This window comes from Longimicrobium sp. (assembly GCA_036387335.1).
Classification (GTDB): Bacteria; Gemmatimonadota; Gemmatimonadetes; order Longimicrobiales; family Longimicrobiaceae; genus Longimicrobium.
The window spans coordinates 1-13875 of sequence record DASVTZ010000218.1 but is presented as its reverse complement, the minus strand read 5'-3'; the positions used below and the strand labels follow the sequence as shown (position 1 = coordinate 13875).

General features: G+C 68.4%; 9 protein-coding genes and 1 pseudogene. All 10 read right to left on the bottom strand.

What is annotated here, in order from left to right:
• The coding region (gene rpoC, locus VF647_22630) for a DNA-directed RNA polymerase subunit beta' (protein HEX8454891.1) at positions 1-4371 on the bottom strand (4371 nt) is incomplete at its 3' end.
• A 164-nt stretch (positions 4372-4535) separates the two neighbouring features.
• Positions 4536-9845: pseudogene (locus tag VF647_22625) on the bottom strand (DNA-directed RNA polymerase subunit beta).
• A 355-nt stretch (positions 9846-10200) separates the two neighbouring features.
• A complete protein-coding gene (rplL, locus tag VF647_22620) occupies positions 10201-10590 on the bottom strand; it encodes a 50S ribosomal protein L7/L12 (GenBank protein HEX8454890.1) in 390 nt (129 codons plus the stop codon).
• Between the two features lie 120 nt (positions 10591-10710).
• Positions 10711-11241: a 50S ribosomal protein L10 gene (rplJ, locus tag VF647_22615; GenBank protein ID HEX8454889.1), complete on the bottom strand. Its 531-nt coding sequence runs from the start codon at positions 11239-11241 to the stop codon at positions 10711-10713.
• A gap of 4 nt (positions 11242-11245) precedes the next feature.
• Positions 11246-11938, bottom strand: a complete 693-nt coding sequence (rplA, locus tag VF647_22610) for a 50S ribosomal protein L1 (protein HEX8454888.1) — start codon at positions 11936-11938, stop codon at positions 11246-11248.
• A gap of 276 nt (positions 11939-12214) precedes the next feature.
• On the bottom strand, positions 12215-12640 hold the full coding sequence (rplK, locus tag VF647_22605) for a 50S ribosomal protein L11 (GenBank protein ID HEX8454887.1): 426 nt from the start codon (positions 12638-12640) through the stop codon (positions 12215-12217).
• A gap of 16 nt (positions 12641-12656) precedes the next feature.
• The gene (gene nusG, locus VF647_22600; GenBank protein ID HEX8454886.1) at positions 12657-13214 is read right to left on the bottom strand and encodes a transcription termination/antitermination protein NusG; all 558 of its coding nucleotides are present in this window, start codon (positions 13212-13214) and stop codon (positions 12657-12659) included.
• Between the two features lie 5 nt (positions 13215-13219).
• Positions 13220-13426, bottom strand: coding sequence for a preprotein translocase subunit SecE (secE, locus tag VF647_22595; protein ID HEX8454885.1), 207 nt, complete (start codon positions 13424-13426; stop codon positions 13220-13222).
• A 92-nt stretch (positions 13427-13518) separates the two neighbouring features.
• Positions 13519-13668 carry a 50S ribosomal protein L33 gene (rpmG, locus tag VF647_22590; GenBank protein ID HEX8454884.1) on the bottom strand — a complete coding sequence of 50 codons (150 nt, stop codon included), beginning with the start codon at positions 13666-13668 and terminating at the stop codon, positions 13519-13521.
• 65 nt (positions 13669-13733) lie between these two features.
• A partial coding sequence (gene tuf / locus VF647_22585; protein HEX8454883.1) for an elongation factor Tu occupies positions 13734-13875 on the bottom strand: 142 nt, incomplete at its 5' end.

Sequence of the window (13875 nt, the reverse complement as noted above, 5' to 3'; positions counted from 1 at the left end):
CGCGCCCCTACCAGGTCTGTGCGCGGCGGCGAAGGAGAGCCGAACAAAAGCCCCCTCCCCCAGGCAGTTTTGGGGGAGGGGGAAGCGTCGCGGAGCGACGCTGGGGGTGAGGGAGGGCACAAAAACGGCCCCGGGCATCACTGCCCGGGGCCGCATCCGGTCCTGCCCAGCACTATAGACCGCGGCGGGCTCCGCCGCGGGCTCCGTGACCGGAGCCGCGTCCTCGGCGCCGAACTCCACCTCCTGGTACCGGTAGATGCCGGTGCCGGCGGGGATCAGGTGGCCGATGATGATGTTCTCCTTCAGCCCCTGCAGGTTGTCCCGCGCGCCGCGGATGGCGGCGTCGGTCAGCACCCGGGTGGTCTCCTGGAAGGAGGCCGCCGAGATGAACGACTGCGTGGTCAGCGACGCCTTGGTGATCCCCAGCAGCAGCGGCTCGGAGATGGCCGGAGCCTCTCCCGCCTCCATCACCCGCTGGTTCTCGTCCAGGAACACCGTGCGGTCCACCGTCTCGCCCTCCAGGAACTCCGTGGAGCCCGGCTCGGTGATCCGCACCTTCTGCAGCATCTGGCGCACGATGACGCCGATGTGCTTGTCGTTGATCTTCACGCCCTGCAGGCGGTAAACCTCCTGCACCTCGTTGAGCAGGTACTCCTGCACGGCCCGCGGACCCTTGATCCGCAGGATGTCGTGCGGGTTCACCGGACCCTCGCTGAGGCGGTCGCCGGCGCGCACGTAGTCGCCCTCGTGCACCCGGAGGTGCTTGCCCACCGGCACCTCGTACACCCGCTCGTTCCCCGTCTCCGGGATCACGATCACCTCGCGCTTGCCGCGCTTGATGTCGCCGAAGCGCACGTTGCCGTCCACCTCGGTGATGACCGCCGGGTCCTTGGGCTTGCGCGCCTCGAACAGCTCGGCGATGCGCGGCAGGCCGCCGGTGATGTCGCGGGTCTTGTACGCCTCGCGGGCGATCTTGGCCAGCGCGGCGCCCGGGGCGATCACCTCGCCGTCGCGCACCGTGAGCTGCGCGCCCACCGGGACGATGAACTCGCGCAGCTTCACGCCGCTCTCGTCCACGATCTCGATCATCGGGTGGAGCTTCTTGCTCCGGTCCTCGATGATGACGAGCTGCCGGCGGCCGGTCGACTCGTCCAGCTCCTCGCGGACGGTCTCTTCATCGGAGATGTCGATGAAGCGCACCGTGCCGCCGAAGTCGGCCACGATCGGCTCGCTGTACGGGTCCCACGCGAAGAGCAGGTCGCCGATGGCGATCTGGTCGCCGTCGCTCACGCTGATGGTGGAGCCGTACGGCACCGCCAGGCGGCTGCGCACGGTGCCTTCAGGCGTGCGCATGATGATCTCGCCTTCGCGCGAGGTGACGATGCGGTCGCCCTGCGGCGTCGCGACCGCGGTGATGCGGTCGAACTGGGCGATGCCCTCCACCTTGCTCTTGCGCTGCGTGGTGGCCGCGATGCGGGCCGCCGTGCCGCCGATGTGGAAGGTACGCAGAGTGAGCTGCGTGCCCGGCTCGCCGATGGACTGCGCGGCCAGGATGCCGACCGCCTCGCCCAGGTCCACCATCCCCATCGTCGCCAGGTTGCGCCCGTAGCACTGGCGGCACAGCCCGCGGCGGCTGTCGCAGGTGAGGACGTTGCGGATCTTGACCGACTGGATCCCCGCGTCCTCGATGTTGTCCGCCACCTCCTCGGTGATCAGCTCGCCGGCCGCCACGAGCTGCTCGTTGTCGATCGGGTCCACCACGTCGTCGGCGGCCACGAAGCCGACGATGCGGTCCTTGAGCGGCTCCACCACGTCCTCGCCCTCCTTGAGCGCGGACACTTCCAGGCCCAGCACCGTGCCGCAGTCCTCCTCGCTGATCGTGACGTCCTGCGCCACGTCCACCAGGCGGCGGGTCAGGTAGCCGGCGTCGGCCGTCTTGAGCGCCGTGTCGGCCAGGCCCTTTCGCGCGCCGTGCGTGGAGATGAAGTACTCCAGCACGGTGAGCCCTTCCCGGAAGTTCGACTTGATGGGGCTCTCGATGATCTCGCCGATGCCGCCGGTGAGCTTCTTCTGGGGCTTGGCCATCAGGCCGCGCATCCCGGCGAGCTGCCGCATCTGGTCGCGGCTACCGCGGGCGCCGGAGTTCATCATCATGAACACCGGGTTGAAGCCCGCGCGGTCGCCGGCCAGGCGCGCCACCATGGCGTCGGCCACGTCGTTGTTGGCGTGCGTCCAGGTGTCGATCACCTTGTTGTAGCGCTCGCCGTTGGAGATGACGCCGTTGTTGTACGCGCGGGTGAAGCGCGCCACGTCGTCGTCCGCCTCGCGAAGGATCTCGTCCTTCTCGGCCGGGATCTTCATGTCCTCGATCCCCACCGACACGCCGCCAAAGGTGGCGTAGCGGAAGCCGAACGCCTTGAGGTCGTCAAGGAAGACCACCGTGCGCCCCAGCCCCACCGTGCGGTAGGCGCTGAAGATCACGTCGCCCAGCTCCTTCTTCCCCATGGTCTTGTTCCAGAAGCCCATCGGCCCCGGCACCACGGAGTTGAAGATCACGCGCCCCGGCGTGGTCTGGATCCAGACGGGCTTGCGCGCCTCGCCCTCGTCCAGCTCCGCGTCGGGACGCGGGTCGGTGAGGTAGTAGACCGGCGAGTGCAGCTCCACCAGGTTGTGCGCCAGCGCCATCTCCACCTCGGCCACGTTGCCGAAGCGGCGGATCAGCTTGGATGCATCGCGCTCGCCGCCGGGACGCGCGCGCTCCTCCGCGTCGGCCGCGAAGGCGAGCGGGGAATCGGCGCGGTCCTTGGTCAGCCAGTAGCACCCGATCACGATGTCCTGCGACGGCGCGGCGATGGGCCGGCCGTTGGAGGGCAGCAGGATGTTGTTGGACGACAGCATCAGCACGCGCGCCTCGAGCTGGGCCTCGAAGCTCAGCGGGACGTGCACGGCCATCTGGTCGCCGTCGAAGTCGGCGTTGAAGGCGGCGCACACCAGCGGGTGCACGCGGATCGCCTTGCCTTCGACGAGCACCGGCTCGAACGCCTGGATGCCCAGGCGGTGAAGCGTGGGGGCGCGGTTCAGGAGCACCGGGTGGTCGCGGATGATGTCCTCGAGCACCTCGTACACCCGCGGGTCGTCGCGCTCCACGATCTTCTTGGCGCGCTTCACCGTCTCCGCCTCGCCCCGCTTCTCGAGCTCGTGGATGATGAAGGGCTTGAAGAGCTCCACGGCCATCGCCTTGGGCAGGCCGCACTGGTGCAGCTTGAGCTCGGGGCCCACCACGATCACGGAACGGCCCGAGTAGTCCACGCGCTTGCCCAGCAGGTTCTGCCGGAAGCGGCCCTGCTTCCCCTTCAGCATGTCGGACAGGGACTTCAGCGGACGCTTGCCCCTGCCGCGGATCGCCTTGCTGCGGCGGCCGTTGTCGAACAGCGCGTCGACGGCCTCCTGCAGCATGCGCTTCTCGTTGCGGAGGATGACCTCCGGGGCGCGCATCTCCATCAGCTTCTTTAACCGGTTGTTCCGGTTGATGACGCGGCGGTACAGGTCGTTCAGGTCGGACGTGGCGAACCGGCCGCCGTCCAGCGGCACCAGCGGCCGCAGGTCGGGCGGGATCACCGGGATCACGTCCATGATCATCCACTCAGGCCGGTTGCGCTCGGACGGCGTGGCGCCGGAGGCGCGGATGGCGTCGATGACCTTGAGGCGCTTCAGCACCATCTTCTTGCGGTGCTGGCTCGTCTCGGTGGCCACCTGCGCGCGCAGCGACTCGGCCAGGCTGTCCACGTCGATCTGGCGCAGGAGGTTGCGCACCGCGTCCGCGCCGATGTCGGCCGCGAAGTCGGCGTCGCCCTCTTCGGCGGCCTTGGCGCGGAGGGCGATGAACTCGTCCTCATCCAGCACCTGCGAGTGCTTCACGTCCTGCGCGCCGACGTTGGTGACCACGTACGTAGCGTAGTAGATCACCTTTTCCAGGTCGCGCAGCGTCATCCCCAGCAGGTAGCCCATCTGCGAGGGGAGCGTCTTGAACATCCAGATGTGCGCCACGGGCACGGCCAGCTCGATGTGCCCCATCCGCTCGCGCCGCACCTTGCTGAGCGTCACTTCGACGCCGCACTTGTCGCAGACGTGGCCGCGGAAGCGGATGCGCTTGAACTTGCCGCAGTGGCACTCCCAGTCCTTGACCGGACCGAAGATGCGCTCGCAGAAGAGCCCGTCCCGCTCCGGCTTGAAGGAGCGGTAGTTGATCGTCTCCGGCTTGGTCACTTCGCCGAAGCTCCAGCCCCTGATCTCGTCCGGGGACGCGATCTTGACCTGGATGTAGTTGAAGTCCTGCGAGCGTGTCTCGCGGGCGCGGGGAAAATCGATCATGTCAGTCCCCTGGATCTATGGTTTCCCGGGCGGCGGTGGCTCGGGATCAGTACTCGTTGGTCGTACGGGTTCGGCCGGGGTGCGTTAGTGCGTTAGTGCGTGAGTGCGTTTGGATCCAGCGCACTTACGCACTCACGCACTCACGCACTTTCCGTTCAGCTCCCCAGCGTTACGCTGATCCCCAGCGCCTGCAGCTCCTTCACCAGCACGTTGAACGACTCCGGCAGCCCGGGCTCGGGAAGGTTCTCGCCCTTGACGATCGCCTCGTACACGCGCGAGCGGCCGTTCACGTCGTCCGACTTCACCGTCAGGATCTCCTGCAGGGTGTGCGCGGCGCCGTACGCCTCCAGCGCCCACACCTCCATCTCTCCGAAGCGCTGGCCGCCGAACTGCGCCTTGCCAGCCAGCGGCTGCTGCGTGACCAGCGAGTACGGCCCGATGGAGCGCGCGTGGATCTTGTCGTCCACCAGGTGGCTCAGCTTCAGCATGTAGATGGCTCCCACGGTGACCGGGCTCTTGAACGTCGCCCCGCTGCGGCCGTCGCGCATCCACACCTTGCCGCCCGGGGTGAGCCCGGCGCGGAGCATGTGCTCCTCCAGCGCCGCGTTCAGCCCCTCGCCCCCCTTCGTGGTGGTGAGGGCGAAGGCGGCCGGGAACTCCGCCTCGAACGTCCCCTCGCCACGCTCCACCAGCTCGCGCCCCGCGTCGATCAGGTACTTGCGGAGCGAGTCCAGCTTCACCGCCAGCTCGCCGTCGGCCGCGGGGGTCCCCACGATCCGGTCGATGGCGCGGCCGATCCCCATCTCGGGGCGCGGCTGCACCCCCGCCGCCGCCTCCACCGCCTGCACCGCCTCCGCCACCTGACGCGCGTCGTGCACGTCGAAGGTGGGCGGCTCGGCCGTCACGTTCAGCGCCTGCCGGGCCCAGTGGGCGCCGGCCAGGCGCAGCAGCGCGCCGATCTCGTCTTCCGACGCGCCCTGGAAGACGGGGGTCTTGGCTTCGAAGCCCAGCACCCGCGCCGCCCACCCCAGGTGGGTCTCCAGGATCTGCCCCACGTTCATGCGGCTGGGCACGCCCAGCGGGTTGAGGCACACGTCCACCGACCGCCCGTCCGGAAGGAACGGCATGTCCTCCTCTGGCACGATGCGGGCGATGATGCCCTTGTTCCCGTGGCGCCCGGCCATCTTGTCGCCCACCGAGATCTTGCGCTTCTCGGCGAGGTACACCTTCACCAGCTGCACGACGCCCGGGGGCAGCTCGTCCGGCTGGAACACCTTGTCGATCTGGTTCTCCGTGCGCTGGCGAACCCGCTCGATGCGGCGCTTGCTCTCGTCGATCAGGCGGCGAAGCTGCTCGTTGGTGGCGCGGTCCGTGACCTTGAGCGTGGTGAGGTCCACCTCGTTCAGGTCCAGGCTCGCGATCACGTCGTCGGTCAGCATCGTCCCTTCGTTGAAGAAGGGCTCCACCGTGCCGCGCTTCAGGAACAGCGCCACTTCCTTCCCGCGGATCAGCTCGCGCACTTCCTCGTCGCGCGCCTCGCCGATGCGGCCGATCTCGCCGCGCTCGTAGGAGCGCAGCTCGCCGATGCGCTGGCCCCGCTCCTTTTCCAGGATCGGGTCATCGATGCGGCGGCTGAAGATCTTCACGTCGATCACCGTGCCCTCCACGCCGGGCGGCACCTTGAGCGACGAATCCTTTACGTCCTTGGCCTTCTCGCCGAAGATGGCGGTCAGCAGCTTCTCTTCGGGGGAAAGCTCGGTCTCGCCCTTGGGGGTGATCTTGCCCACCAGGATGTCGCCGGCCTTCACCCGCGCGCCGATGCGCACCACGCCCCGCTCGTCGAGGTCGACGAGGGACTCCTCGGCGACGTTGGGGATTTCGCGGGTGATCTCCTCCATCCCGCGCTTGGTGTCGCGCACCTGCAGCTCCAGCTCCTGGATGTGGATCGACGTGTAGACGTCGTCCTTGACCAGCCGCTCGCTGAGGACGATGGCGTCCTCGAAGTTGTGGCCGTACCAGGGCATGAAGGCCACCAGCAGGTTGCGCCCCAGCGCCAGCTCGCCGCCGTCCGTCGATGCGCCGTCGGCCAGCACGTCGCCCTTGGCCACGATCTGGCCCTTGCGCACGATGGGCCGCTGGTTGAGGGCGGTGTCCTGGTTGGTGCGCCAGTACTTCTTCATCCGGTAGCGGTCGAACTGCGCCAGCCTGCGCAGCGGCTCGCCGGCCGCGCCCGCGCCCTCCATCCCGGCGTCAACCAGGATGTGGTCCGCGGTCACTTCCTTGACGAGACCCGCGCGCCGCGCGACCACCACGGCGCCCGAGTCCACGGCCACCGTCTGCTCCAGCCCCGTGCCCACCACCGGCGCGTCCGGGAAGAGCAGCGGCACCGCTTGGCGCTGCATGTTGGAGCCCATCAGCGCGCGGTTGGCGTCGTCGTGCTCCAGGAAGGGAATCAGGGCGGCGGCCACCGACACCAGCTGGTCCGGCGCCACGTCCATGTAGTCGATCTCGTCCGGGCGCAGCAGCGGGAAGTCGCCCCGCTCGCGGCACAGCACGAACTCGGCGCCGAAGGTCAGCTCCGGCGTGAGCGGCGCGTTGGCCTGCGCGATCCGGGCGCTCTCTTCCTCGTTGGCCGAGAGCCAGGCGGTGATCGACGTCACCACCGGCACCACGTGCGTGGTGGTGGCGACGGCGCCCAGCGCCACGCGGCCGATCTCCGTCTCGCTGGGAAGCGAGGGGACGCCGCTCACGTAGTCGATCCCCACCGTGTCCGGCGTGTCGCCGAACTCGGCCACCGTGAGACCCTCCATCTGGCGGGTGTGCAGCGCCTCGGCCACCTCGGGCGTCAGCACCGTGCCCGGCACCGCCAGCACCGCCGACGAGCGCGGCGCGAACACCCGCACCGGCAGCGACATCGGGTTGCGGATCGCCTCGGGGGCCACGCCGCGGGCCTGGGCCCCGGCGCGGCGGCTCACCACGCGCACCACGTTCACCGGCTGCGCCGCGATGCGGCCCGCCAGCTCGTCCGTGATCCGCTCGCCGCGGCGCGCCATGATGGGCAGCGCCAGCACGTGCGGCTCCCACTCCGCCTGCGGGATCTCGCCCGCCAGCATGCGCGGGAAGAGCTCGCTCCAGTCCGGCACGTCCTCGGCCAGCTCCGCGCCGGTGATCATGGCGCGGAAGATCTCGCGGCCGCGCTCGGCGTCGATCTCCTCGTTCTTCTTGGCGAACACCTTGGCCCGCTCGCCCAGCACCAGCCGCACGCTCTCCTCGAGCTTCACGGTGGTGGGGTAGCGCAGGATCGAGCGCACCACCTTGCGGTACGGCGTCTCGATGAAGCCCAGGTCGTTGATCCGCGAGTACGTGGTCAGCGAGTTGATGAGGCCGATGTTGGGCCCTTCCGGCGTCTCGATGGGGCACATGCGCCCGTAGTGCGAGTAGTGCACGTCTCGCACTTCGAAGCCGGCGCGCTCACGGGTAAGGCCGCCCGGCCCCAGCGCGCTGAGACGCCGCTTGTGCGTCATCTCGGCCAGGGGGTTGGTCTGGTCCATGAACTGGCTGAGCTGGCTCGACCCGAAGAACTGCTGGATCACGGCGGACACGGTCCGCGCGTTCACCAGGTCGTCGATGTTGATCTTGTCCGGGTCGGAGACGATCGACATCCGCTCGCGGACGAGCCGCGCCATGCGGCTGAGGCCCACCGAGAACTGGTTGGCGATCAGCTCGCCCACGGACCGCACGCGGCGGTTCCCCAGGTGGTCGATGTCGTCCGTGTCGCCGCGCCCTTCCTGCAGCTCCACGAGCTGCCAGAGGATGGCGAGCACGTCCTGCGCGGTGAGCGCCGTCATCCCCGCCGGCGGCATGCTGAAGCCGAGAGTGCGGAAGGCGTCCACCAGGCGCTGGTTGATCTTGTAGCGGCCCACGCGGCCCAGGTCGTACCGCTTGTTGAGCGTCTCCTCCGTGTACTCGCTGTAGTCCGAGCGCGCCGTTCCCGGCGTCAGCGCGGACGACATCTCGCCGGCCACCACCAGGCTCTGGCGGGGCTGGAAGAGGAGGCGCCACACCTGCGCGTACACCTGCACCACGCGGTTCAGCTCGTACACCAGCACGCGGCTGGGACGGCCGGCACGCTCGGAGCGCTCCTCGCGGAAGCTCTCCCACACGTAGCGGATGCCGCGCTCCTGGGCGTAGCGGAGCATGCGCTCCTCGGCCGAGCGCTGGGCGTCGCGCGAGTTGGGGTCGGTGGCCTGCCCGTCGCGCTCGCTCCAGTCGCGCAGGAAGTCGCCGATGTGCGCAACCGAGTCGCCGCCCTCCAGGAACTCCTCCTCCGTCCACGCGTCGGGCGCGGGGGCGGTGCCGGGGCGCACCAGGTTGTGGATGGCGAAGAGCGAGTCCAGCGTGCCGCGCGTGGGGTCCTTGGCCAGCGTGGCGCGCAGCGCGCTCCCGCTCTGCCCGCCCGAGCGGAAGACCGACACCTGGTCGATCCCCGCGCGGTTCAGCCGCTGCAGCGTCTCGCCGCTCAACTCGTCGCCGGCGCGGGCCAGCAGCGCCCCCGCCACCACGGGAAGCTGGTAGACCTCGCCCGCGCGCATGGAGGCGTAGTCCTCCGCCGTGAGCCTCGTGCCGCGGGCGAACACCTCGCCGGTGCCCGGGATCACCACGTCGCGGTACAGGACGGGGCCGTCGGAGCCCAGCATGGCGGGGTCCGGCACGTCCTCGGCCAGGAAGCCGTAGAAGGCGTCGCCGCGGCGCGCCTCGCGCCCGGTGGGCACCTCGAACGACGACAGCGGAGCCGACTCGCGCTTGAAGAACACGCCCAGCACGTCCACGTCGCGCGAGAAGCCCACGGCGCGCAGCAGGGCGGTGGCCGGGAACTTCTTCTTCTTGTCGATGTGCACCGCCACCACGTCGTGGATGTCGACGGTGAACTCGACCCACGAGCCGCGGAACGGGATGATGCGGGCGCTGAACAGCTTCGACCCGTTGGGGTGGATGTTCTCCTCGAACACCACGCCGGGCGAGCGGTGGAGCTGCGATACGATCACGCGCTCCGCGCCGTTGATGATGAAGGTGCCGAGCGGGGTCAGCACCGGGAGGTCACCGAGGTAGACCTCCTTTTCGATGATGTCCTTTGGACGGCGCTCGTCCCCCAGGTCTTCCCAGACCACCAGACGGAGGGTCGCCTTGAGCGGAGCGGCGTACGTCATGTCGCGCTCCATGCACTCCTCCATGTCGTACTTGGGCTCGCCGAGCGAGTACCGTACGAACTCCAGGGAGAAGTTGCCGTTCACGTCCGAGATCGGAAAGATCTCGTTGAAGACACGCTCCAGGCCCACGTCCTCGCGCTCCCGCGCGGCGGCGTCGGTCTGCAGCAGCGTCTCGAACGCGCGCAGCTGGACGTCGAGGAGGTTGGGGTGCTCCATCCCCGCCGTGAGCTTGGCGAAGGAGACGATCGGTTTGTTCAGCGTAGCCAATTGGCTCTCCCTTGGGTGCTGGCGTAGGTCATACCGGGCGACGGCGCGGGGGACAGGTCCTAAAGTGCCAAGTGCTAAGTGCCAAGTGCTTAAATGCTGTTCAGGACTTAGGACTTAGGACTTAGGACTTCCCCGCCTGATCGTACCACATGCGCCGGTATCAACAGGGAAGCGCAAACGACCCCAACCGGAAGACCCGGCGGGGTACGGTACCGTCCAGTATCTATTGAGATAGCTGCGCAATCATGGTCCGTCGGGTGAAAGTGGACGGCTGGGCTCCCGGCCCCCACGGGGACGGGAAGGGCCCCGCCCGGGGTGCCGCGGGCGAACCCGCGACACCCCGGGCGTACCGTCACTACTTCACCTCGACGCCCGCGCCCTGCTCCTCGAGCTTGGCACGGATCTGGGCGGCCTCCTCCTTGGAAACGCCCTCCTTCACGGCCTTGGGGGCGCCGTCCACCAGGTCCTTCGCCTCCTTGAGGCCAAGGCCGGTGATCTCGCGCACCACCTTGATGACCTGGATCTTCTTCTCGCCGGCGCCGGTGAGCATGACGGTGAACTCCGTCTGCTCCTCGACCGCGGCGGCGGGGGCGCCGCCGGCCGGGGCCGCGGCGGCCATCGCCATGGGGGCGGCGGCGGTAACGCCGAACTTCTCTTCGAAAGCCTTGACGAAGTCCGAGAGCTCGAGGACGGTCATGTTGCCGATCGCGTCGAGCAGCTCGTCACGGGAAAGCGTGGTGGCCATGTTTTTTAGGCTCCTGGTACAGTACAGGTTGCGAAGGCTAGATCTATGTTCGGACCGCGGGAACGTCGTGCCCCGGCCGGTCCCGTGCACCCGGACCCGTCAGTGGGTCCCGGTGCGGGGTCAGGCTTCGGCGCCTTCCCGCTGCTGCCGAAGCTGGTCCACGGCCCGGGCGAACCCGGACAGAAGCTGGCTCATGCCGCCGGCCAGGCGCGCCATCGGCGCCTGCAGCCCGCCCGCGATCTGCGCGAGAAGCACTTCCCGCGAGGGAAGGTCGGCGAGCTTCTTCACCTGCGCGGCGTCCACCGAGCGGCGCTCCACGACGGCACCCTTCACCGTCGGGCGGTCGCCGAACTCGCGCATGAAGTCGGTGAGCACCTTGGCCGCGGCCACCGCGTCGTCGCGCCCGATCACCAGCCCGGTGGGCCCGGTGAAGGAAGACGCCACGTCCGGCAGCTCGAGACCCTCCAGCGCGCGCTGCGCCAGGGTGTTCTTGACGACCACGTACTCCACCCCCTGCCTGCGCAGGCGCGAGCGGAACTCGGTGATCTGCTTCACGTTCAAGCCCGTGAAGTCGGTCAGGTAGAACGCCTGGGCAACCCGCAGCTTGTCCTGGAGCTCGCCGACGACGACGTCCTTCTCGAGTCTGTTCATCGGGCTACCTCCGGAACAGGTTGGCGTCCACGGCCACACCCGGGCCCATCGTGCTGGACACGGTGAGGCCGCGCACGTACTGCCCCTTGGCGGCGGCGGGCTTGGCGCGGATCACGGTCTCCATGAACGCGCCCAGGTTCTCCTCCAGCTTCGCCACGTCGAACGAAACCTTGCCGATGGGGACGTGGAGGTTCCCGGTCTTGTCGGTCCTGAACTCGATCTTGCCGGCCTTGATCTCACGGACGGCGCGGGCGACGTCCATCGTCACCGTGCCGGCCTTGGGCGTGGGCATCAGCCCGCGCGGGCCCAGGATGCGGCCGAGCTGGCCCACCTGGCCCATCATGTCCGGCGTGGCCACGGCCACGTCGAAGTCCAGCCAGCCGTCCTTGATCTTCTGGACGTACTCCACGCCGACGAAATCGGCGCCTGCTTCCTCCGCCTCACGCGCGCGGTCGCCCTGGGCGATCACGAGAACGCGGGCGGTCTTCCCCGTACCATGGGGAAGGACGACGGCCCCGCGGACGATCTGGTCCGCGTGCCGGGGGTCCACGCCAAGCCGCACGGCCGCTTCCACGGTCTCGTCGAACTTGGCGAACGACAGCTCCTTGACGAGGCTCACCGCCTCGGGGACGCTGTAGTTCTGGCCCTCGGGAACACGGGCCTGCGCCTCGCGGAACTTCTTTCCGTGTCTGGGCATGTACTCCCTCAGGTGATCCTGATGACGAGTCCTCCCGCTGCGGGGTCACCCACCCCGGAGTGGTCGACGGACGGGAACGAGGGTCTGCGCCGTTGCCGGCACGGGAGGGCAGGAGACCGCTCCCTGGTGTCCGCCCCTCGCTCCGCTTCTCCTGCCTCCGACGCGGCGCGGGCGCCCGTCGTAATGCGAGATCAATGCGGGAAGTCCTGAGTGCTAAGTCCTAAGTGCTGAAGTGCTGTTACTTAGCACTTAGGACTTGGCACTTCAGCACTTCCTTTATCCCACGATCTCGAGCCCCATCGAACGCGCCGTTCCCGCGATCATGCGCATGGCGCCGTCGAGGTCCGCCGCGTTCAGGTCGGGCATCTTGGTCTCGGCGATCTGGCGCACCTGGTCCTGCGTGACGCGCCCGATCTTGGTCTTCTTGGAAGAAGCCGAGCCCTTGTCCACACCCGCCGCCTTCTTCAGCAGGACGGCCGCGGGGGGCGTCTTGGTGATGAAGGTGAAGGAGCGGTCGCCGTACACGGTGATCTCCACGGGGATGATCATCCCGGGCTGACCCTGCGTGCGCGCGTTGAACTGCTTGCAGAACTCCATGATGTTCACGCCGTGCTGGCCCAGCGCGGGGCCGACGGGAGGAGCCGGGTTGGCGGCCCCTGCGGGAACCTGGAGCTTGATGAAGCCGGTTACTTTCTTAGCCATCGTACGACCTCAGAGATCAGAATCCGCGAAGCTGCGTGTAGTCCAGCTCGATGGAGGTGGGGCGCCCGAAGAGCGACACCTCCACCTTTACCTTCCCCTTGTCGTGGTCGATGTCCTGGACGGTGCCGCTGAACTCCTTGAACGGCCCGTCCGTGACCTCCACCACCTGCCCGTGCGTGAAGGGGATGAGCACCACTGGCTCCTCCGCCCCCGCCACCGGCTCCGCCTCCTGCCCGAAGATCTTGGCCAGCTCGTCTTCGGAGAGCGACTGCGGCTCGGCGCCGGAGCCCAGGAACTTGATGACGCCCTGGATCCCGTTGACGAGGTTCACCGTGCGCTGGTTGCTCACCATCTTCACCAGCACGTAGCCAGGGTACAGCTTGCGCGTAACGGTGACGCGCTTGCCGTTGCGGATCTCCACCACCTCCTGCGTGGGGACCAGCACTTCCTGGATCTGCTTCTCCTGCGGCTCGCCCGGCTCTTCGTCGATGCGGCGCTGGATCAGCCGCTGCACCTTGTTCTCGTGCCCGGAGTAGCTCTGGATGGCGTACCACTTCGCCTCGGCCATGGTCATAGCGCTCACGCGAAAAGCGAGCGAACCAGGTCGAGAACGGTGCGGACCGCCAGGTCCATCCCGAAGATGATCAGGGCGACCATCGCCACGAAGGCGAGGATGACGCCCGTGGAGCTCTTCAGCTGCTCCTGGTCCGGCCAGGTGATCTTCTGGACCTGCTCTTTCACGTCGACGAGAAACTCTCGCGCGGACGTACGGGTCGTCTCAGCCATGCAAGGAAACCGATGGTGCAATGAACGGTTGCGGCCGGCGCGGGGCCGGCCCTATGCAGCGGGGCCGCCGCCCGTGGGCGGCGGCGGGAGCGCTACTTGGTTTCCTTGTGGGGCTGGTGCTTGTTGCACCGGGGGCAGTACTTGCTGTACTCCACGCGCTCCGGGTGCTTCCGCTTGTTCTTGGTCTTGTTGTAGTTCCTCTCCTTGCACTCCGTGCAGGCGAGGATGATGATGTCGCGCATGGCTCAGGCCCTCATGTAGTAACGGCCGGCAGCCGCGGCGTCGCCGCGGCTGCCCGCACGGATGGTTACTCTACGATCTCGGTGACGACGCCGGCGCCCACGGTGCGGCCGCCCTCGCGGATGGCGAAGCGCAGCTCCTTCTCCATGGCGATCGGCGTGATCAGCTCCACCACCATCTGCACGTTGTCGCCCGGCATCACCATCTCC